Here is a 19,290-nt window from a genome sequence, read left to right as displayed (position 1 = left end):
AGACGAACTTTTGGCGGATCGACCAACATCGATTCAATAAATTTCAAATCCAAGCCGGGAGACGATGGATACATGAAACGAATGCTATTCGAGCGCCCTACGGATCATTATGACGAGCGCGTAATAGCGATCGACGAGCAGTTATGCCGGCTTCTGAAGGACCGAAAGGAAATATCGGGGGGTCATGCCGGATTCCCGCCGCTGGAATGGGTCGAACAACGTGCGCGCGAATTGGGACTGTACGAGGATTTTCTCAAGTCGGTGTTCGGATTGCTGATGAACGAATCGGTATTCAGGCCAGTCGTCGAGCCGGAGGGATTTAGGAAATATATTCCGGTCTTGTTGTCGCAGGAGCTTGGTGGGGAGTTATACACCTTAGCTTCCGTTCGACAGTACGTCAATGCGAGCGCGGTTACCATGCATGTCGATGCCAGCGAGACTTCCGCGTCTTTGGAAATGCGTATCCGCACCTTCTACGAGCTTGAAGTCGGTGCAGGCTATGACTGCAGGAAGGCCGACGGCGGCAGCTCAGGCAGCCACCTTTTTCAAGAATATATCGTCAGCCCTGCATTGCCGGACGACCTGACCGGCGTTACGTTCCATTTTACCGCGCACGCCAAGCCATTCCAAAAAGAACCGATAGAAAAGACGATCTCGTTTACCGTCTGAACCGCAAAAGACCGCCAGGCGCAATCGCCTGGCGGTCTTTAATCGTGAAGCGTTAGATAAGCTGAATTTCCTTGGCCGAGTTGAGGTCCGGCAGTTCTTCGAGCTGCGACAGAACGTCCTTCGGAACGGCTTTGTCGACGCCGAGCACCATGATAGCGGCACCGCCGACGATCTTCCGGCCGACCTGCATCGTCGCGATGTTGACGTCGTTCGTGCCGAGCAGCGTGCCGACGCGGCCGATGATACCTGGCTTATCGTGGTGAGAGATCAGCACCAGGTGACCTTGCGATTCGACGTCGACCGGATACTTATCGATTTGCGTGATGCGTGGACCGAAGCCATTAAGCAGAGCGCCCGCGGCGGAGCGTTCTTCGCGGCCGGTTTTCAGCGTGACCGTCACCAGGTTGGTGAAACCCTTGGCTGCCTGGGACTTAGTGGTGACGATGTTGACTTCGCGCATCTTGGCCAAGTGCATGGCGTTGACCGCATTCACTTGGTCGGAGCCGAGGTGATGGGCGAGCACGCCTTGTACGACTTGACGCGTCAAAGGCTGCGTGTCTACGTCGGCCAGTTCGCCGGCATAAGAGACGTTGATCTCCTTGACCGGACCATCGGTAATTTGCGCGGCGAAGCTTCCGAGCTTGCGGGCGAGCGTGAAGTACGGCTCGAGCTTCGCAAGCAGGTCGCCGGGTACAGGGGGCATGTTGACGGCGTTTTTATACGGTTCGTTTCTCAAGATGTGCAGCAGCTGCTCGGAAACGTCGATCGCGACGTTTTCTTGGGCCTCGACCGTAGAAGCGCCAAGATGGGGGGTGACGATGACCTTGGGGTGCTTCAGGAACGGATGGTCGGCTGCAGGCGGCTCCTCCTCGAATACGTCGAAGGCGGCGCCCGCGACGCGTCCCGCATCGATGGCTTCGATCAGCGCTTGCTCGTCGATGATGCCGCCGCGCGCACAGTTGACGATCCGTACGCCGGGCTTAATGACTTCGAACTGCGCTTTGCCGATCATATGGCGAGTCTCGGGCGTCAGCGGGGTGTGGACGGTGATGAAGTCGGCTCCGCGCACGACCTCGTCGACGGTGGCCAGCGTCACGCCCAGCTTGTCTGCGCGTTCTTCGGTAAGGAACGGGTCATAGCCGAGCACGTTCATGCCGAACGCCTTGGCGCGCGCCGCGACTTCGCTGCCGATCCGGCCCATGCCGAGTACGCCCAGCGTCTTGTTGCGAAGCTCGACGCCGACGAACGACTTGCGGTCCCATTCGCCGCCGATCGTCTTGGCGTAGGCTTGAGGGATGTGGCGAGCGAGCGCCATCATCATCGCGAACGTATGCTCGCAGGTCGTGATCGTGTTGCCGTCCGGCGCGTTGATGACGACGATGCCGCGCTTCGTGGCGGCGTCGAGGTCGATATTGTCCACGCCGACGCCGGCGCGGCCGATGACCTTAAGCGACTTGCCCGCGGTCATGATCCGCTCGGTGACGCGAGTCTGGCTGCGTACGAGCAGCGCGTCGTATTCGCCGATGATGGCGACGAGTTCGTCTTCGGACAGACCGGTTTTCTTATCGATGGAAATATCGCTTGCCTCGACGAGGAGCGAGATGCCGAGATCGCTGATCGGATCCGATACCAACACTTTAAACATAGTAATCCCCCTGTACTACGAAGTGATGAATATATAGAAAACACCCTAAAACCCCCGCGGCCCTACCGGACCAACAGCGTTTTGAGGGTGATCTCGTAAAAGCGGCGATTCTTATTGTAAAGCAACGCGACTTGAAAATGCAATGGAAAATGTGGAACAATCGCTGCCCGTTCGACGTAATATTACGTGTCCGAAGAGAAGAAGGGCAGCAGCGGCACGAGCTCCTTGGCGTAATACCTGGATTTAAGGGACAAATAGTCCCCGCTGCGAATCGCGTCCGTGCTGTTGAGCATGTCGACGATCGAACGGATCGTTTTTTGTTTCATCTTGGCGGCTTGGCCCGAATTGATGAATTGGTCGATCCTCGCGGTCAGGTCCTGCGGCAAGTAATCGTACTGGGCTCGGTTTAAGAACATGTACTGCGCGGTCACCGTGTTCTTGACCAGCAGCGGGAGCTTGGACCATTCCGTGTTCGCGAGCACGTTCGGCAGCTCATAGGCGTCGGGCAAGGACAAATTGACCGTGGCGCCCCACTTGAGCATCGAGTCGTAGTATTGGCTTTGCGCGAGCAGTCCGAGCCGGACCGCCTCGGTAAAGTAAGCGTCTTTGGAGACGCGCGCGAGCGCTTCTGCGGCCGAACCTTCGTTGGCATGCGCCGCGAGCTGTCCGAAGCTGCTCTCATACAGCTTCAGGCTCTTCAAATAATTGTTCTGCGCGTTCATGAGACCGGGCGTCAGGCTGGATACCGTCGTCACTTTAGACTCGTTGTACTTGCTCGCCGCCAGCTTCGCCAGCTCCTTCAGCGAGGAAGCTCGATCGACAGTATCGTCCGACTGCCAGCGCGTGCGGGCCGCGGACCACTCGGCCATCCATTCCCGATGCGGCTGAAATACGTTATGATAGAAGGATACGAGATCCTGCTGGGAATACGCATTGGGAGATTCGGCCGCTTTGGACGCCTGGGCGCCGGCCGGCTTCGCGTAGAGCGCTTCCGTACGGTCGGTGCCGACTTTGACGCCGCTGAAGAAGGCGGCGATCGCGACGATCAGAAAAAACAAAAAGCCCAGGGCGAAGATCAGGTCCGTTCGTGAGAGACGTTTTTCCATTTAAGACTCCTTGTGTAGATCGACATGATTAATTTAAGTATAAGGAAATGATTAGCATACGTACATAACAAAAATTTACATCAGACGAGGTAACATGCGTAAATTCGACATCAAAAACATTAAACTAAGAAAAGTGACCGTAGACGAACTCAGCGATAAGATGCTGCTCATCAATTTGTACGCCACGCAGGCGCTTACTTTCATTATCGGATTGGCCTGGGCGTTTTTTCAGGGGCAGAATATATTGGAAATATTCCGCTTTCAAGGTCCGCCGTCGTTTCTCTATTGGGCGGCCGGCTTGGCCGCGCTTGTGGTCGCGTTCGACATCGGCATATCCCGGTGGATACCGGACGAAGCGAAGGACGACGGCGGCGTCAACGAGCGAATCTTCCGCAATCGGCCGTTGTGGCACATCGCGCTGCTGTGCGCGGTCGTCAGCATTTGCGAAGAATTATTGTTCCGCGGGGCGATCCAGCATGCCTTCGGACCTTATTGGACGAGCATCGTATTCGCCGCCATTCACGTCAGATACCTTCGACACTGGATTCCGACGGGCATGGTATTCGCCATCAGCTACGGCCTTGGCTGGCTGATGACGTTCACGGGAACGATTTGGGCACCCATTTTTACCCACTTTTTAGTCGATCTGACGATGGGGATCATCATTCGGTACCGGAGGGAAGAGGAGTAATGAGCGAGGAGCGTCTTCCGACAGCATGGGATAAATACGTAGAAGCCAAGCGACATGCGTTGTCGCCGGACGAGAAGGAAGTCGCCGATCGCGAACCGCTGTCGATCGAACAGCTGGAGCTCGCGATTGCGGAAGCCGCGGCCGCATCGGGATTGCCCGAGACCGGCATGCCGCCCAGGGCGGCCGTGCATCCGTCGGCCCGCAAAAGCTACAGCAAATGGTTTTACCGCTTGCTGCTCGCCTTGTTCTCGGGGCTTGTCGGCTTTTTGCTCTGGTGGGGATACGAGCATTATTCCGCAGTTTAAAAAAAAGAGCGGCGCCTCCGATCGATTCATCGAAACGGAAAGGCGTCGCTTTTAAGTTCAGAAGCCGGTGTCGATGGCCGCAGGGTCGACGAATGCGTACCCCTTGCCTTCCAGCGTAGTCAGCAGCTGGTCCAGCGCATCGGCCGTCCAGGATAGCTCATGCATTAAAATGTTGCTGCCCGCATGGAGCTGATCCGTCACGTTATCGATGATCGCCTTCGTTTTGTCTTTGATTTTCGTGCCGGACATCGTCCAGTCCAACGATCCGTTCGACCAAGTCATGAACAGGAGTCCGTTGTCGGCCGCGATCTTGTGTACGTCGTCGTTCGCGGAAGCGTTGGGCGGCCGGAAGAACACGGGGCGCTTGCCTACCGTCGCTTCGACGATATCCTGGACCTTCCCGATCTGCGCTTTGATCGATTCGGCGTTTTCTTTGCCGAGCAGGATATGCTCGTACGAATGGTTGCCGATCGTTTGGCCGCGCCGGTCAATCTCTTTGAGCAGCTCCGGGTGCGCCTTGACCCGGTAGCCGTTGACGAAAAAGATCGCTTTGGCATGATGTTTATCCAACGTATCGAGGATCGGCTTCAGCGTTTTTTCGTCCTTCGGACCGTCGTCGAATGTCAGAAGCACGACTTTTGCGCTGTTCGCGGATTTGTCGATCGGCACGATATCGTAATTTTTGTTCATCTTGTACGTCTTCTCGGCGGACTGCGGCGTTGCCGGCGCGGTCGAAGAAGGCGAGGGCGAAGGCGTGGCGGATGGAGACGCGGTAGGCGACGGGTCTGCAGCAGGCGTCTTCGGGGACGCTGTCAAGGCGGGCGCCGGCGTTGAAGCTGCGGTCGGAACGGCGGAAGGCGATGCCTCCCCGTCCCCGTTGCCGCCGCATGCGGTCAGAGCGACGGCCAGCACGCCGGCGGCGCACCAGCCTTTGGCGGTTTTAGGCATGTGCATGACTTCCTTTCGGCTGAGCTGAAGCTTCTAACGATTGTACCATACCCGCCGCCCGAGGCGTCCAATCTTCTTCCTGAATTTAAGCGGGATGACACGGTTCGCGCAGGCCAAACTAAGCGTGGATTCGCGTTAGGCTTACCAGCGGTCAAAAATCGTGTAGAGGAGGCGATAGCATGAAGATGGCTACGTTCGTCATAGGCGGCATCGTGGGCGCGGCGCTGACTGTCGCGATTCGCCGCAGTCCGAAGTTGTCCGTCGCTGCCGGCATGCTCGGCCGCGAGCTTAAAAACCGCTCCTTCGGCATGAAAGAAGGCGCGATCGGCAAAATGTTTGACATGCGCTTCGGCTCGGATCATGTCGAACGCAGAGGCGAACAAGCAAACGAAAGCCTCAAGAGAACGGCGTCTAGAAATTCCGACCGGGACAGCCTCGGAGAGATCGCGAGCATCGTCTCCAAAGATCCCGGCGTACGCGAAGACGTAAACGAGATTCTCGCGGAGAGCGGACAGCATCGGATTTAAACGGCCCGCGGCGGCGTCGCGGCGCATTCCCGGAAGGGAGGCGCCAGACGCCGTTTTTTTATGCCAGACTCGCCTTCAGCCCGAAAAAGTCGCGTCAGCGGTTCATTCTATAGTTAAAATTGTGGGTTTTGGCTAGTGCATTTCGAGGGTAGAAGTGATAACATATGTTAAAGCACAAAATACACACGTATCGCCTGCCGCGTCATACGCTGTTATCACCCATCGTGTGCAGAAGGGAGGATCCTGTCATGAGGATGGAGCGGCTTAGCCAAGACAAGATTAGGATTTTCCTTACCTTTGACGATCTGTCGGAACGCGGGATCCAGAAGGAAGACATGTGGCGGGAAATTCCGAAAGTTCACGAGCTCTTCAGCGAAATGATGGATCAGGCTTACAGCGAGCTTGGCTTCGACGCTTCCGGCCCGCTGGCGGTCGAGGTGTTCGCGATGCCCGCGCAAGGCATGGTCGTCATCGTCACGAGGGGCAAAATGGAGAGGGATACCGAGGCTGGCGCCGAGGAAGAGCTCGACGAAGAAGTGTACGAAATGGAAGTCACGCTTGAACAGAGCGAAGCCATCATATATCGGTTCCGGGACATCGAGGACGCGATCGGCGCCGCGAAGATGCTGAAGTCCCAGATCACGGACGAGGGCAGGATGTACAAATACCAGAACCATTGGATTTTGTGCTTCGATCCGTCCACCGGCGAAAACGCGAACGACAACGCCCTTATCGCGATTCTCGCGGAATACGGCGACGCGACCTCCGTGACGCCTGCCGTGCTTGAAGAATACGGTCAGTTGGTAATCCCGGCCCATGCCGTGCAAGTGCTGACGGAGCATTTCGCCTGAATCGGCGCTCCCAGACGGACATGCTGCATAAAAACGGCGATCGTTTTTAATGCGGCTGTCCTTTTTTGCGCTTATGATACCAGAAGGAAAGGAGGGGATTCGCCGTGCTGATCTTCTCCGTGCTGGCTGCGGCTATCGCGCCCGGCCTCGCTTTACTCGCCTATTTTTACTGGAAAGACCGATACGATACGGAACCGCTGTCGATGGTGTCCAAAATGTTCGTGACCGGGGCGTTGATCGTGCTGCCGATCATGATCGTGCAGCGGGGGCTCATGATCTGGCTCGGCGAATCGCCCTTTGCGTTCTCTTTCGTCATCTCCGCCGGCGTCGAAGAGTTTTTCAAATGGTTCGTTCTCTATCATATCGTCTTCAATCATACCGAGTTCGACGAGCCGTACGACGGAATCGTGTACGCGACCGCGGTTTCGCTGGGGTTCGCGACGATCGAAAACGTGATGTACGCGTTCGCCGAGCCTGCCACCTTCGGCTCGCTGCTCGTCCGCGCGCTGCTGCCGGTATCCGGACACGCGCTGTTCGGCGTCGTGATGGGTTACTTCATGGGCAAAGCGAAGTTCTCCAAGGGCAAACAAGCCCGCTTGTTCCAGTCGATGGCGTTCGTGCTGCCTATCGCTTGGCACGGCATTTACGACTTTTTGATGCAGTCGCTGCCCAGGACGTGGATGTGGATCATCGTGCCGTTCATGCTTCTGCTTTGGTTCCGCGGCATCCGGTACGTCCAAAGCGCGAACGACGTCTCTCCGTTCAGGCTCATGCATCGCGAAGAAGGCGGTTAAGGCCCCGGAATTTGGACATAATGGTATTTAATAGTTCCGGGAGCGAGGGAAACCATTGAACAGCGTGCGCGTCAAAGTGACGATCAGATGCAAGTCCTGCGGGGAAAAGTTCATTTTGCGGGGCAAGCGGGAACGCGGAAAGGTCGATACCGGGTTCAGGCAGTGCGTCTGCGGCAACGCGGACCGATTCGACATCGAAGAAACGCATGCATAAAGGCGGCTCCTCATACCCACACTAACGGCAATCCGTAGTCTGGGAATGAAAGGGGCCGTTTTTTATGTACAAACGCTTGAGCGCAGTAATGTTTCCGCTTTGCGCGCTGCTGTTCGCGGGCGCCGTTTTTTGGGGATACCAGGAGCATCAAGAGAAAAACGCGGTGCTGATCAAGGCGGAAAACCAATACCAGCGGGCATTCCACGATCTGACGAACCATATGGGCAGCTTGCAGGAACAGCTCGGCAAGACGCTTGCGGTGAACAGCGCCTCTTACCGCATGCAGCGCAAAGGACTGGTCAACGTGTGGCGGCTCACGAGCCAGGCGCAAAACGAGGTGAATCAACTCCCGCTTACGTTGCTGCCTTTTAATCAAGCGGAAAACTTTTTGACTCGCATTTCCGATTTTGCGTACCGGACGTCGGTCCGGGACCTTACGAAGGAGCCGTTGTCCGACAAAGAGACGCAAACGATGCAGTCCCTTTACGCCAAAGCGGCCGATATCAACAAGGAACTGGGCAAAGTTCAGGATGCGGTCCTATCGGACCATCTCCGGTGGATGGACGTCGAGGTCGCGATCGCGAGCGCCGATCAAACGGCCGACAATTCCATTATCGACGGCTTCAAGACCGTGGACAAAAAGGTATCCTCCTATCCGGAAAACGACTGGGGACCTTCATCCGCTTCCCAGCATCTTCAGCGCGCGCACGGCCATGTCTCGGGGCCGAGGATCTCTGCGGAGGAGGCTCGCCGCAATGCGCGCGATTTCCTAGGCATCGCTTCGCTGGATACAGGCCGCGAGATTAAGATCACCGAAAACGGAGCCAAAACGGATCATCCGACCTACACGGCCACCGTGAGCGCGGATAAGGGTGTGTCCAGGGAAGCAGGAAAGCCGCGGATCGTTATGGACTTTGCTGCAAAAGGCGGCAAGCTGCTGTGGTTCATGAATCCGCGCGTCGTCAAGACTCGGAGTTTAAGCGTCGGAGCCGCCAAACAGAAGGCGATCGAATTTTTGAAGGAGAAGGGCTATCCTTCCATGGCGCCGGTCACGTACGACGAATACGATCATGTCGCGGTATTCACCTTCGTAGCCGAGAAAAACGGCGTGTTGATCTATCCCGACAAAGTGACCGTGCGGATCGCGCTGGACAACGGGGAGGCCGTCGGCCTGCAAGCGGCCGACCATGTCTACCACGAAGCCGGCATCGCCGTCGGCAAAGCGTCCGTCGACGAAGTCAAAGCCAAGTCGGTGCTTCATCCGAAACTCCAGGTAACCGGCCATCATCTGGCCGTCATCGAGAACGACGAAGACAAAGAAGTGCTGTGCCACGAATATACGGGCAAAATCAACGGGGCGCAGTATCGCATATACGTTAATGCGGACACGGGCATCGAAGAGAAGGTCGAACAAATCCCGGATTCGGCAAGGGCGATTTTGTAGCCTTTCCGGCTGAACGCGCCGGACCGGTAAGCGGTCCGGCCGATTTCAACTATTTTGACCGCCTGGCATCTGCCGCCGGACAAGCGATCGTGCTATAATGCAAAGGATAATACGAACTTTAGAACGAGGTTCGCATTTATTCGACATTATACAGCAGTCGCATGGAGGTGCAGCGTGCTTCCCAAGATAGGTCAAATGCTCTACATTCAGCCCCATGCGGCGACCAACGACGGCGGGGCGCCAGACATGCTCAGATCACGGGTCACGGACGCGGACGAGCGGTTTTTGTACGTGGATATCCCCATCGACGAGCAGACGCGCAGGCTTCATCGGACCCAGCCCGGGGACGAACTCAAGCTTACATACTTTACGTCCGAGGGCGTCAAGCACCAGTTCGGCGCCCACGTCCATTCGATACGCAGGGAAGGCATCAGCCAGCTGGTCATTCCGAAGCCCGATCCGGATGAAATCACCAGGGAGCAGCGCAGAAGCTTCCTTCGCGTCGAAGCGCAGCTCGAGATTGCCGTCCGTCTCGGGGAGAAGCTGCGGTTTACGGCGCTGACCGACGATGTCGGCGGCGGCGGCGTATCGTTCAGGTGCGACCGCAAGTGGCCGATCACGCCGAATATGAAAGCAAGCTGCTGGCTGCTGTTGAACTATAAATCCGGCGCCGTCTCGCATGCGCAATTCGAAGCCGAGATCGTCCGGATCGTACCCGTCGAGCCGCATCACAATTTGGTCATGATGCGGTTTCAGGACATCCAGGATACCGACCAGCAGAAGATCATCCGGTATTGCTTCGAAAAGCAGCTCGAGCGCAGAAAAGATTAGGCGTAGAGGGGCAGTGGCGTCATGAACGGCGAAGGAGACCGCAGGCGTTCGGATCGCGGACGGGCGGCGGAGCGCGTCGACTTATACTTGCGCACGGCGGTTTTGGCCGGCGCGATCTTGCTCGTAATCGCGCAGCTGCTGCTGCGCGTACCCGAGATCAGAACGCTGATCGTCCCCGCCGAACGCGCCGAAGGAATACCTTATGAAGCCGGATAGACCCACGTCTATTCGGCTTGCCTTTTTTGCATCTGAATATATGCTGTGGTATAATTTGTTCATTCGTGCGCAGGCGGTCGCCGGCTGGTTTTATGCTTAAGCAGGCGTTGCCGAGCAGCTTCGTCTCCGCCTTGCCGCAGGCCGATGGACCTCTTGTCTAATCGACCGGATGCATCAATGTTTGTGCGCTCTAGGAGGCTTGTTGCTACTTCATGAATGAACGTTATCCGCACCGCATCAACATCGCGATCGACGGACCGGCCGGAGCGGGCAAGAGCACGGTCGCCAGGCTGGTCGCCAGCGAGCTTCAATACGTTTACGTGGACACGGGCGCCATGTACCGCGCCGTCACCTTCGTCGCGCAGTCCCGCGGGCTTCGGTTGGACGACGAGGACGGCTTGGCATCGCTCGCGTCGGGACTCGACATCTCGCTGCTTCCCGGCGAAGGGGGCCAGATCGTACTGGCGGACGGCAAGGACGTCACGGGCTTGATTCGCACGCGCGAAGTGACGGCGTCCGTCTCGCTCGTTTCCGCGAATGCCGCCGTCCGGACCCGCATGTCCGAGCTTCAGCGCCTGATGGCTGCCGCCAAGGGCGTCGTCATGGACGGCCGCGACATCGGGACGCATGTCCTTCCCGACGCCGAGCTCAAGGTTTTCTTGACCGCTTCGCCGCGGGAGCGCGCGACACGCAGGTTTTTGGAGCTTGGGGAAAAGCCCGGCTTAACGCTCGATCAGCTCGAAGAAGAGATCGCTTTACGCGACCGGATGGACAGCGAGCGCGATATCGCGCCGTTGCGTCAGGCCGCGGACGCCTTGCTGATCGATTCGACGGGGCGCTCGATCGCCGAGATCGTGGACGAGATCGTATCGCTCGGCCTTAAGGCCGCGCAGGCGATCGCCGCAAGGGAGAATTGACCGATGCTTTACCGATTTGCGAGATTGCTGCTGAGAGTCCTGTTCAAGCTGCTGTACCGCTTTGAAGCCATAGGCGCGTCGCGGATTCCCGCTGAGGGCGGCGTGATCCTGGCCAGCAACCATACGAGCCTCCTCGATCCGATCGCGCTCGGAATCGGCGTCGAACGCAAGGTCCACTATATGGCGAAGGCGGAGCTGTTCAACATTCCGGGCTTAGGCGCGCTGATTGCGAACCTGGGCGCTTTTCCGGTAAAACGAGGCGGCGTCAGCAAAGAGGCGATCCGCACGGCGATCGGCATTCTGCGCGAAGGAAAAGTGATGGGGATCTTCCCCGAAGGGACGCGCAAAGACGTCGGTCTCATGGGCAAGCGGGGCGCGATGAGCATGGCGCTGCGCGCCGGTTCGGCAGTCGTGCCGGTAGCGCTTGTCGGCAGCTATCGTCCCTTTACGAAAATGAAGGCCGTGTACGGGGCGCCGCTCGATATGGAGAAGCTTGCGGGCGACGGTTCGCCGGAAGCCCAAGAAGCCGCTACCGAGCTGCTGATGTCGAAGATCAAGGAAATGCTGAATACCGGCAAGCCCGCGCAATAATTTAATTCTTCCGGAGCATACTACGGTCATTCGTCCTATTTTTATACTTAAGTGATTTAAACCCCGCGTCGCGGGTTTAAATAAAGTTGTGGTAGAACTGAGGAGGTTATTTCCATGTCTGAAGAAATCAATGTCCAGGAATCCGCCGCGCAGGAGCCTGTCGCTGCCGACAATGCCGCAGAGACGGTAACGCAAGACGAGCTGGAGAACGTCGTATCGCTGAAGAAGGGCGATACCGTGAAGGGAACCATCGTTAAAATCGAAGACAACCAAGCTTATGTAAGCCTTGGATATAAATACGACGGTGTCATCCCGCTTCGCGAGCTCTCCAACGTCAACCTGGAGAATGCCTCCGACGCCGTTCAGATCGGCCAGGAAGTAGAAGCGAAGGTCGTCAGCATCAATGACGAAAAGGCAAGCCTCGTCCTTTCTAAGCGTCAAATCGACGGCGCGAAGGCATGGGATGATCTCCAAAGCAAATTCGATAACGGCGAAGCGTTCGAAGTTACGGTTGCCGACGTCGTCAAGGGCGGCCTGGTCGCCGACGTAGGCGTTCGCGGCTTTATCCCGGCCTCGATGGTCGCACGCACCTTCGTCGAAGATTTCTCCGATTACAAGGGTCGTACGCTTCGCGTAAAAGTGAAGGAAATCGACCGCGAAAACAACAAAGTGATTTTGTCGGCGAAGGAAGTGCTCGAAGCCGATTACGAAGCGCAAAAGCAATCGGTTATGGCATCCCTGCAACCGGGTCAAGTGCTCGAAGGCACGGTTCAGCGCCTGACTCCGTTCGGCGCGTTCGTCGATATCGGCGGCGTAGACGGACTGGTTCACGTTTCCGAGATCGCCTGGAACCACGTGGCGCATCCGGCCGACGTCGTTTCCGAAGGCCAAAAGGTCAACGTGAAGGTTCTGAGCGTCGACACGTCGATCGGCAAGATCAAGCTGAGCATCAAGGCCGCTCAACCGGGTCCGTGGGAATCGGTCAACGGCAAGTTCAATACCGGCGATGTCGTCACCGGCGTCGTGAAGCGTCTCGTGAGCTTCGGCGCATTCGTCGAGATCGCGCCTGGCGTCGAAGGCCTCGTGCACATCTCCCAGATCGCGCACCGTCACGTCGCTACGCCGCATGAAGTGCTGAAGGAAGGCCAAGAAGTTCAAGCGAAAATTTTGGACTTCAACCCGGCCGAGAAGCGCGTATCGCTCTCCATCAAGGAGACCGAAGAAGCGCCTGCTCAACAAGAGCGTGCGCCGCGCGAACCGAGAGGCAGACGCGAAGAAGCAAACATCCCGGCTCCGGAAAGCATGAGCTTCACGCTTGCCGAGAAGTTCGGCGACAAGCTGAGCAAGTTCAAGTAAAAAACGAACCACATAGACGACAGGCGCTGCAGAAGCTTTTCTGCAGCGCCTTTTTGCGTCTCGAAAATGATCCTTTTGAGGACGATTAAGCTGCGCATACTAAGGAATGGAAAGGAATCGGGCTAGAGGAGGAGAAGGTCATGATTACGGCAAAGTGGCTGGCCGGCCATCACGAACTGATCGGCGTGACGTTAGGCACGTTATTCGGTTTTTTGGCACGCGTCGTCATGCTGCGTAGCGATTACAGGCAGTACCCGGCCTATCCGCACGGCAAAATCATACATCTAGCGCTCGGGCTCATCGCCGGCGCCTTAGGCGCGGTTGCCGTTCCCGCGCTGATGAGCAAGGATTATACGGCGATCACGTTTTTGTCGCTCGCGGCGCAGCAATTCAGGGAAGTGCGCAACATGGAGAGGGGAACGCTGACCGCAATCGATCACCAGGAGCTCGTCCCGCGCGGCGCGACCTATATTGAGGGCATTGCCGTCGTTTTCGAAGGACGAAACTATTTGTCGATAGCGACTGCGCTTCTGGTGAGCTTTGCGGCGACGATATTCGGCTGGATCTGGGGCGTGCTGCTTGGGATCGTATGCATCGGAGTCGTGCTGCGGTTCATGAAAGGGAAAACGATCAAGGATGTCGCGGAAGTATCGTTCGCGCCGGTGAAGGCGGAAAACGCGAGCGTTACGGTCGGAACGGTCTATATGATGAATGTCGGGCTCGAATCGGACCTCGAGATCATCCGAAAGCAGGCGATCGGCTTTATCCTCACGCCCGTGAGCGATGATGCGAAAGTAACCCTTTCTAACTTAGGTCTTAGGCAGGCGATCCTGCACGATTTGTCGACAAGGCTCGGCGTGTATAGGGATGACGGAGAACCTTCCCTTTTGCCGATCGCGAAGCTCGATTTGGATACCGGGGCGCTTGGCGTGCTGATTCTGCCTAGGGAACATGGGATGGAAAAGGCGCTAAAAGCGATGCGCGACGTCCCGCTGCTCGAATCGGCGGTCCGCAGGCCTACGAAGGCCAACAAGACGAAGGGAGAGCCCGCCCATGGCTAAAATCGTCATGCTCGTGACGACGGATCCGACCAATATATCCGAAGGCTCAGCCGCATTGATCGCAAAGTCGGAGGAGGAGCTGCAAAACTTGGCGAATATGCTGGAAAAAATACTGGACTGCGCCGCTCATAAATTGAAGGACGGCCTGTTTATGATCGTCGATCGGCATTAGCGAACGCGCCGGTGCGCGCATGCAGAGGTACCGTTAGCCAAGGCGGGGTATTTTTGTTATGATACTCTTTGTATGATTCAGAGGAATCCCTTAAGGAGTGAAAGCATGGCAAGACCTGTCATTGCCATCGTAGGACGTCCCAACGTGGGGAAGTCGACGATTTTTAATCGCATAATCGGTGACCGCCTGGCCATCGTCGAAGATAAGCCGGGCATTACGCGCGACCGTATCTACGGCACCGGCGAGTGGAACGGCCGCAGCTTCAGCGTTATCGATACCGGCGGTATCGAGATCGACGGCGAAGACGGCATGCTTCGTCTCGTCCGTATGCAGGCTGAGCTCGCGATCGAAGAGGCGGATCTCATCGTGTTTATGGCCGACGCCAAGTCGGGCGTTACGAACGCGGACGAAGAGGTCGCCCAAATTTTGTTCCGTTCGGGCAAGCCGGTCGTCGTTGCCGTGAACAAGGTGGACAACCTTCAACGCATGGACGACATTTACGAATTTTACAGTCTTGGATTCGGCGATCCGATCGCGCTCTCGGGTTCGCATGGCATCGGGATCGGCGACCTGCTCGAGGCTTGCGTGGAGCGTCTGCCTGCCGGCGAAGACCAGGAGTACGACGACGATGTGATCAAGGTCGCGCTCATCGGACGTCCGAACGTCGGCAAGTCCTCGCTCGTGAACGCCATCCTGGGCGAGGAGCGCGTCATCGTCAGCGAGATCGCGGGCACGACGCGCGACGCGATCGATACGCCGTTCGCGAAGGACGACCAGCGCTACGTCCTGATCGACACCGCCGGCATGCGCAAGCGGGGCAAGGTGTACGAGACGACCGAGAAGTACAGCGTCATGCGGTCGATGAAAGCCATCGAGCGCGCGGACGTTGTGCTCGTCGTCATCAACGGCGAAGAAGGCATCATCGAACAGGACAAGCATATCGCGGGATACGCTCACGAGATGGGCAAGGCATCCGTCTTCGTCGTCAACAAGTGGGACGTCGTCGAGAAGGACGACAAGACGATGCAGCACTTTACCAATACGATCCGCGATCACTTCCTGTTCATGTCTTATGCGCCGATCGTATTCCTTTCCGCGCTGACGAAGTCCAGGCTGCACCGCCTGCTGCCCGTCATCGATCGAGTCGCCGAGCAGCACGCGATGCGCGTGCCGACGCATCTGCTCAACGACGTCGTCGCGGACGCGGTGGCGATCACGCCGCCGCCGACGGACAAAGGACGCAGGCTGCGCGTGAACTACGCCACGCAAGTGTCCGTCAAACCGCCGACGATTCTTATTTTCGTGAACGATCCGGAATTGATGCATTTCTCGTACGAGCGTTATTTGGAAAACAAGATTCGGGCCGCGTTCGACTTCGAGGGCACGCCGCTGCGCCTCTTCACGCGTCGCAAGTCCGATCAGGAATAGGAGAGAACCGAATTGCTGCCAGCCGTCATCGCCGTCGTCGTCAGTTATTTGCTCGGTTCCGTCTCCTTCAGCATCCTGTTCGCCCGCTGGCTGCGCAAGATCGATATCCGCCAGCATGGCAGCGGCAACGCCGGCGCGACGAATACGCTTCGCGTACTCGGCAAAGGACCGGCGATCGCCGTTTTCCTGCTGGACATCGCCAAGGGGCTCGTTGCCGTCGCACTCGGCCAAGCGATCGCCGGGGAGCAAGGCTCCTGGCTCGCGGTCGCTTGCGGGCTGGCTTCGATCGCCGGGCACAACTGGCCGCTTTATTTCCGCTTCAAAGGCGGGAAAGGCATTGCGACGACAGTGGGCGCACTCATCTACCTGGCGCCGCTGCCTGTCGTCGCAGCGGGCGTCGTAGCCATTATCCTTATCGTTATTACGCGGTACGTATCGCTCGGATCGATGGTTTTTGCCATGCTCGTACCGGTCATTCTCGGCTTGGCGGGCGAGATCGGTCCCGTTTTTTTTGGGGCGCTCGTATTAGCGCTGCTGGCCATCGTCCGTCACCGCAAAAATATCGTCAAGCTGATGAACGGTACCGAGAACAAAATCGGCGCCAAGAAGAAGGAGGATTCGCATGGCATCTAGCCAAGTTACCGTCCTGGTAGCCGGCAGCTGGGGCACGGCGCTCGCCTGCGTGCTCGCGGACAACGGCCACCAAGTCAAAGTATGGACGCGCGGTGCCGCCCAAGCGGAAGAGATCAACGAATCCCATACGAACCGCAAATACTTGAAGGATGCCGAACTGCCCAGGTCGCTTCGGGCGACGACGGACATGGCCGAGGCGCTTCGCGAAGCGGATGCCGTCGTGTTCGTGGCGCCATCCTCGGCCATGCGCGAGGTCGCGAAGGCGGCCGTGCCTCATCTCAAGCCGGGCGCGCTCGTCGTTCATGCGACCAAAGGATTTGAGACAGGCAGCTTAAAGCGGATGTCCCAAGTGCTCTCCGAAGAGCTGGGACGCGCCGAAGGCTCGATCGTCGTGCTGTCCGGGCCGAGCCATGCCGAAGAGGTCGTCCTCCGATTGCCGACGACGGTCGTCGTCGCCGCCAGCGAGCTGGAGCAGGCGGAAGCCGCCCAGGATTTATTTATCAACGATGCCTATTTCCGCGTCTATACGAATCCCGACTACATCGGCGCGGAGACCGCTGGCGCCATCAAAAATATCATCGGCCTAGGCGCAGGCTTGTCGGACGGTCTCGGCTTCGGCGTCAACGCCAAATCCGCGCTCGTCACCCGCGGCCTGGCCGAGATCGGCCGATTGGGGTCCGCCATGGGCGCCCATATGCTGACGTTCGCGGGCCTCGCCGGCGTAGGCGACTTGATCGCGACATGCACGAGCAGACACAGCCGCAACTATCGCGCGGGCGAGCTGCTGGCACAGGGGCTTGGCTACGAAGAGGTCCAAGAGCGGATCGGGATGGTCGTCGAAGGCGTCCGCACGACGCTCGCGGCCTCCAAGCTTGCCGTCCAGTACGGCGTCGAGATGCCGATCACGGCGCAGCTCCACGCGGTGCTCTTCGAAGGAAAGGCTCCGCTGCAAGCGGTAGAAGCGCTCATGGGAAGAGTGCGTACGCACGAGATCGAAGAGACCGTTCTTTTCAACCGTACATAACGAATGCCGCACCCGTCTTCATGCCAGCCCACACCGCCGCCCCCCGTGCTTCATAGGATACAAAGCATGAGTTGCGGAGGAGGGGAAGCATGGACAAGAAGATCTCCAAGGATGTTCTTAATTCGGTCAGCAAGAAGACGGGCAAGCCCGTAACGGAAGCGTCGCTCAAAAAAATCGCGCAAAAGGTGTCCCCGGACATCATGCAAAACGAAGCGCAAATCCGCCAGCTGATCAAGCAGGTATCGGGCACGGCGGGCGTGCCGGTATCGGAAGACACGATCAAGGAGATCGTAGGCGCCGTCAAAAAAAGCGGATTGAACATCGGCAATCTCGAAGGACTTATGAAAATGATGCTCAAAAAATAAAGGCGAAGCCGCGATAGCCCCCTCCCTTGCACGGGGAGCGGGGCTTTTTCGCATGTCCGGCGTCTTAGAACGTGAATGGCTTCAAGCTGGCGAAGCATCCCATTCATTGAATTCGCGCAATCGGGCAACCTGAAGCAGAATCAATTCAAACCGAATGCCGGAAGGGGAGACAGACTGCCATGACGATGGATACGAACGTCCGCGACCACTTTCTGGCAGCCGTCAGACAGCGTCGCAGCTTCTACGGCATCAGCGACGAAGCGGTCGTGCCGGACGAGCGGATCGAGGAGATTATTAAGGAAGCGGTCAAGCATACGCCGTCTTCGTTTAACTCCCAGAGCGCCAGAGTCGTGCTGCTGCTGAAGCAGGAGCACAAGAAATTTTGGAACATCACGACGGAGACGCTTCGCAAAATCGTCTCAGACCCTGAGCAATTCAAAGCGACGCAGGACAAGATGAACGCTTTCGCCGCCGGGTACGGCACCGTGCTCTTTTTCGAGGATCAGACGGTCATTGAAGGCTTGCAGCAGCAATTCGCGTCCTACAAGGACAATTTCCCGAAGTGGTCGGCGCATTCTTCCGGCATGCATCAGTTCGTCGTGTGGACGGCCCTCGAGACGGAAGGCTTCGGCGCCTCCCTGCAGCACTACAATCCGCTCGTCGACGAAGAGGTCAAGCGGACCTGGGGATTGCCCGACAGCTGGTTGCTGATCGCGCAAATGCCGTTCGGCAAACCGGTCGCGCAGCCGGGGGAGAAAACGTTCAAGCCGCTGGAGGAAAGAATCAAGATTTTTAAATAAAAGCGAGAGGCCGCCGGAGCGAAGCAACGGCGGTTTTCGTCATTTTTGCGCCCGAAACGCGATTGTCACCCTAGAATGTGGTATAATATGTTCCGTTTTATAGGATCGAAAACCGGCCGTTCGCGTCTACGCGCGAGGGTCCTCGTTATACATATGGCTGCAGGGTTAGGGAAGGGACTGTTATCTTGCAATGGATCCGATGATGAAAATGTGGGTGTCGTTCGTCGGCATCGGACTTATGGTGTTGTCGGCGGTGCTGATCATGCTCGCCAGGGCGAAGACCAAGGGCGCGCTGCGCATCGCGATCTCCTTCGTCTCCTTCATCATGCTGCTCGTCGGCATGGTGTGCGGACTTATATCGATCATCTGACAACGAAGAATCAAGCCGGAGGAATTGGCGATGCTGACGTTAAAAGGTAGAACGATCGAAGCGCGTCTCGAGCCGCGAGTCGGCGCTACGCTGCTGGAGCTTGCGCTTGGCGCGGGCGTCGATTGGCAGTTCAATTGCTCGAGGGGGACCTGCGCGCGCTGCCGCTGTCTTGTTACGGAAGGCGGCGAGCATCTGGAGGAATCGACCGACGCCGAATGGGACCGTCTCGGACCGGACGAGCTGGATGCGGGCTTTCGACTTGGCTGTCAGGCGCGAATCGAGACGGCGGGCGGCACGATTTCGGCCGTCAACCGGACGTACTTTTAAGGAGC

25 protein-coding genes are annotated in these 19,290 nt (G+C 57.6%); 22 read left to right on the top strand and 3 right to left on the bottom strand.

Features of this window, described 5'->3' with window-relative positions; genetic code table 11:
* The first annotated feature begins 72 nt into the window (after positions 1 to 72).
* Positions 73 to 669, top strand: coding sequence for a chorismate mutase family protein (locus BM235_RS11515; protein ID WP_090112926.1), 597 nt, complete (start codon positions 73 to 75; stop codon positions 667 to 669).
* Between the two features lie 52 nt (positions 670 to 721).
* Here BM235_RS11515 and serA read toward each other — a convergent pair whose 3' ends face one another.
* Both serA and BM235_RS11505 read right to left on the bottom strand, forming a co-directional pair.
* Positions 722 to 2,314, bottom strand: a complete 1,593-nt coding sequence (gene serA / locus BM235_RS11510; protein WP_090112924.1) for a phosphoglycerate dehydrogenase — start codon at positions 2,312 to 2,314, stop codon at positions 722 to 724.
* 182 nt (positions 2,315 to 2,496) lie between these two features.
* Positions 2,497 to 3,420, bottom strand: coding sequence for a hypothetical protein (locus tag BM235_RS11505; RefSeq protein ID WP_090112922.1), 924 nt, complete (start codon positions 3,418 to 3,420; stop codon positions 2,497 to 2,499).
* 94 nt (positions 3,421 to 3,514) lie between these two features.
* Between BM235_RS11505 and BM235_RS11500 the strand changes: the two genes are divergently transcribed.
* Both BM235_RS11500 and BM235_RS11495 read left to right on the top strand, forming a co-directional pair.
* Entirely contained in the window at positions 3,515 to 4,111 is a 597-nt protein-coding gene (locus BM235_RS11500; protein ID WP_090112920.1) for a CPBP family intramembrane glutamic endopeptidase, read from the top strand.
* Complete coding sequence (locus tag BM235_RS11495) at positions 4,111 to 4,416, top strand: hypothetical protein (protein WP_090112918.1); 306 nt, start codon at positions 4,111 to 4,113, stop codon at positions 4,414 to 4,416. Before BM235_RS11500 ends, BM235_RS11495 begins: the two co-directional genes overlap by 1 nt.
* Before the next feature lie 57 nt (positions 4,417 to 4,473).
* Here the strand turns inward: BM235_RS11495 and BM235_RS11490 are convergent, their stop codons facing one another.
* On the bottom strand, positions 4,474 to 5,364 hold the full coding sequence (locus BM235_RS11490; RefSeq protein ID WP_090112916.1) for a polysaccharide deacetylase family protein: 891 nt from the start codon (positions 5,362 to 5,364) through the stop codon (positions 4,474 to 4,476).
* 179 nt (positions 5,365 to 5,543) lie between these two features.
* Here BM235_RS11490 and BM235_RS11485 point away from each other — a divergent pair, with 179 nt between their 5' ends.
* From BM235_RS11485 to BM235_RS11400, 19 genes are all read left to right on the top strand, one after another.
* The gene (locus BM235_RS11485) at positions 5,544 to 5,891 is read left to right on the top strand and encodes a hypothetical protein (RefSeq protein ID WP_090112914.1); all 348 of its coding nucleotides are present in this window, start codon (positions 5,544 to 5,546) and stop codon (positions 5,889 to 5,891) included.
* Positions 5,892 to 6,139: 248 nt separating this feature from the next.
* Complete coding sequence (locus BM235_RS11480) at positions 6,140 to 6,742, top strand: genetic competence negative regulator (RefSeq protein WP_090112912.1); 603 nt, start codon at positions 6,140 to 6,142, stop codon at positions 6,740 to 6,742.
* Positions 6,743 to 6,846: 104 nt separating this feature from the next.
* Positions 6,847 to 7,536: a glutamic-type intramembrane protease PrsW gene (gene prsW, locus BM235_RS11475; protein WP_090112910.1), complete on the top strand. Its 690-nt coding sequence runs from the start codon at positions 6,847 to 6,849 to the stop codon at positions 7,534 to 7,536.
* A gap of 55 nt (positions 7,537 to 7,591) precedes the next feature.
* Positions 7,592 to 7,750: a hypothetical protein gene (locus tag BM235_RS32035; protein WP_158543733.1), complete on the top strand. Its 159-nt coding sequence runs from the start codon at positions 7,592 to 7,594 to the stop codon at positions 7,748 to 7,750.
* 64 nt (positions 7,751 to 7,814) lie between these two features.
* Entirely contained in the window at positions 7,815 to 9,194 is a 1,380-nt protein-coding gene (gene ypeB / locus BM235_RS11470; RefSeq protein WP_090112908.1) for a germination protein YpeB, read from the top strand.
* A gap of 174 nt (positions 9,195 to 9,368) precedes the next feature.
* Complete coding sequence (locus tag BM235_RS11465; protein ID WP_143106670.1) at positions 9,369 to 10,025, top strand: flagellar brake protein; 657 nt, start codon at positions 9,369 to 9,371, stop codon at positions 10,023 to 10,025.
* A gap of 21 nt (positions 10,026 to 10,046) precedes the next feature.
* Positions 10,047 to 10,241 carry a hypothetical protein gene (locus tag BM235_RS11460; protein ID WP_090112904.1) on the top strand — a complete coding sequence of 65 codons (195 nt, stop codon included), beginning with the start codon at positions 10,047 to 10,049 and terminating at the stop codon, positions 10,239 to 10,241.
* 212 nt (positions 10,242 to 10,453) lie between these two features.
* On the top strand, positions 10,454 to 11,158 hold the full coding sequence (gene cmk, locus BM235_RS11455; RefSeq protein ID WP_090112901.1) for a (d)CMP kinase: 705 nt from the start codon (positions 10,454 to 10,456) through the stop codon (positions 11,156 to 11,158).
* 3 nt (positions 11,159 to 11,161) lie between these two features.
* On the top strand, positions 11,162 to 11,749 hold the full coding sequence (locus tag BM235_RS11450; RefSeq protein WP_090112900.1) for a lysophospholipid acyltransferase family protein: 588 nt from the start codon (positions 11,162 to 11,164) through the stop codon (positions 11,747 to 11,749).
* 114 nt (positions 11,750 to 11,863) lie between these two features.
* Positions 11,864 to 13,105 carry a 30S ribosomal protein S1 gene (gene rpsA, locus BM235_RS11445; RefSeq protein WP_090112898.1) on the top strand — a complete coding sequence of 414 codons (1,242 nt, stop codon included), beginning with the start codon at positions 11,864 to 11,866 and terminating at the stop codon, positions 13,103 to 13,105.
* 140 nt (positions 13,106 to 13,245) lie between these two features.
* Positions 13,246 to 14,166 (top strand): YIEGIA family protein, encoded by a 921-nt coding sequence (locus tag BM235_RS11440; protein ID WP_090112896.1) that lies wholly within the window; start codon positions 13,246 to 13,248, stop codon positions 14,164 to 14,166.
* Entirely contained in the window at positions 14,159 to 14,338 is a 180-nt protein-coding gene (locus tag BM235_RS11435) for a capping complex subunit for YIEGIA (protein WP_090112894.1), read from the top strand. The genes BM235_RS11440 and BM235_RS11435 overlap by 8 nt, the downstream gene beginning before the upstream one ends.
* 105 nt (positions 14,339 to 14,443) lie before the next feature.
* A complete protein-coding gene (der, locus tag BM235_RS11430; RefSeq protein WP_090112892.1) occupies positions 14,444 to 15,766 on the top strand; it encodes a ribosome biogenesis GTPase Der in 1,323 nt (440 codons plus the stop codon).
* Between the two features lie 12 nt (positions 15,767 to 15,778).
* Complete coding sequence (gene plsY / locus BM235_RS11425; RefSeq protein ID WP_090112890.1) at positions 15,779 to 16,399, top strand: glycerol-3-phosphate 1-O-acyltransferase PlsY; 621 nt, start codon at positions 15,779 to 15,781, stop codon at positions 16,397 to 16,399.
* Complete coding sequence (locus BM235_RS11420; RefSeq protein ID WP_090112888.1) at positions 16,389 to 17,423, top strand: NAD(P)H-dependent glycerol-3-phosphate dehydrogenase; 1,035 nt, start codon at positions 16,389 to 16,391, stop codon at positions 17,421 to 17,423. The genes plsY and BM235_RS11420 overlap by 11 nt, the downstream gene beginning before the upstream one ends.
* Positions 17,424 to 17,512: 89 nt before the next feature.
* Positions 17,513 to 17,788, top strand: coding sequence for a stage VI sporulation protein F (locus tag BM235_RS11415; RefSeq protein ID WP_090112876.1), 276 nt, complete (start codon positions 17,513 to 17,515; stop codon positions 17,786 to 17,788).
* 179 nt (positions 17,789 to 17,967) lie between these two features.
* On the top strand, positions 17,968 to 18,588 hold the full coding sequence (locus BM235_RS11410) for a nitroreductase family protein (protein WP_255374318.1): 621 nt from the start codon (positions 17,968 to 17,970) through the stop codon (positions 18,586 to 18,588).
* A 190-nt stretch (positions 18,589 to 18,778) separates the two neighbouring features.
* A complete protein-coding gene (locus BM235_RS11405) occupies positions 18,779 to 18,958 on the top strand; it encodes a DUF2768 family protein (protein ID WP_090112874.1) in 180 nt (59 codons plus the stop codon).
* 30 nt (positions 18,959 to 18,988) lie between these two features.
* Positions 18,989 to 19,285 (top strand): 2Fe-2S iron-sulfur cluster-binding protein, encoded by a 297-nt coding sequence (locus tag BM235_RS11400; protein WP_090112872.1) that lies wholly within the window; start codon positions 18,989 to 18,991, stop codon positions 19,283 to 19,285.
* Positions 19,286 to 19,290 lie beyond the last annotated feature (5 nt).

It is taken from the genome of Cohnella sp. OV330 (assembly GCF_900112065.1).
Lineage (GTDB): Bacteria > Bacillota > Bacilli > Paenibacillales > Paenibacillaceae > Cohnella.
This window is presented reverse-complemented; position numbering and strand designations above follow the sequence as displayed.

Coding starts and splice junctions, on each gene's coding strand:
- BM235_RS11515 (WP_090112926.1), top strand. CDS start 73: ATGAAACGAATGCTATTCGAGCGCCCTACGGATCATTATGACGAGCGC.
- serA (WP_090112924.1), bottom strand. CDS start 2,314: ATGTTTAAAGTGTTGGTATCGGATCCGATCAGCGATCTCGGCATCTCG.
- BM235_RS11505 (WP_090112922.1), bottom strand. CDS start 3,420: ATGGAAAAACGTCTCTCACGAACGGACCTGATCTTCGCCCTGGGCTTT.
- BM235_RS11500 (WP_090112920.1), top strand. CDS start 3,515: ATGCGTAAATTCGACATCAAAAACATTAAACTAAGAAAAGTGACCGTA.
- BM235_RS11495 (WP_090112918.1), top strand. CDS start 4,111: ATGAGCGAGGAGCGTCTTCCGACAGCATGGGATAAATACGTAGAAGCC.
- BM235_RS11490 (WP_090112916.1), bottom strand. CDS start 5,364: ATGCCTAAAACCGCCAAAGGCTGGTGCGCCGCCGGCGTGCTGGCCGTC.
- BM235_RS11485 (WP_090112914.1), top strand. CDS start 5,544: ATGAAGATGGCTACGTTCGTCATAGGCGGCATCGTGGGCGCGGCGCTG.
- BM235_RS11480 (WP_090112912.1), top strand. CDS start 6,140: ATGAGGATGGAGCGGCTTAGCCAAGACAAGATTAGGATTTTCCTTACC.
- ypeB (WP_090112908.1), top strand. CDS start 7,815: ATGTACAAACGCTTGAGCGCAGTAATGTTTCCGCTTTGCGCGCTGCTG.
- BM235_RS11460 (WP_090112904.1), top strand. CDS start 10,047: ATGAACGGCGAAGGAGACCGCAGGCGTTCGGATCGCGGACGGGCGGCG.
- cmk (WP_090112901.1), top strand. CDS start 10,454: ATGAATGAACGTTATCCGCACCGCATCAACATCGCGATCGACGGACCG.
- BM235_RS11450 (WP_090112900.1), top strand. CDS start 11,162: ATGCTTTACCGATTTGCGAGATTGCTGCTGAGAGTCCTGTTCAAGCTG.
- rpsA (WP_090112898.1), top strand. CDS start 11,864: ATGTCTGAAGAAATCAATGTCCAGGAATCCGCCGCGCAGGAGCCTGTC.
- BM235_RS11440 (WP_090112896.1), top strand. CDS start 13,246: ATGATTACGGCAAAGTGGCTGGCCGGCCATCACGAACTGATCGGCGTG.
- BM235_RS11435 (WP_090112894.1), top strand. CDS start 14,159: ATGGCTAAAATCGTCATGCTCGTGACGACGGATCCGACCAATATATCC.
- der (WP_090112892.1), top strand. CDS start 14,444: ATGGCAAGACCTGTCATTGCCATCGTAGGACGTCCCAACGTGGGGAAG.
- BM235_RS11420 (WP_090112888.1), top strand. CDS start 16,389: ATGGCATCTAGCCAAGTTACCGTCCTGGTAGCCGGCAGCTGGGGCACG.
- BM235_RS11415 (WP_090112876.1), top strand. CDS start 17,513: ATGGACAAGAAGATCTCCAAGGATGTTCTTAATTCGGTCAGCAAGAAG.
- BM235_RS11410 (WP_255374318.1), top strand. CDS start 17,968: ATGACGATGGATACGAACGTCCGCGACCACTTTCTGGCAGCCGTCAGA.
- BM235_RS11405 (WP_090112874.1), top strand. CDS start 18,779: ATGGATCCGATGATGAAAATGTGGGTGTCGTTCGTCGGCATCGGACTT.
- BM235_RS11400 (WP_090112872.1), top strand. CDS start 18,989: ATGCTGACGTTAAAAGGTAGAACGATCGAAGCGCGTCTCGAGCCGCGA.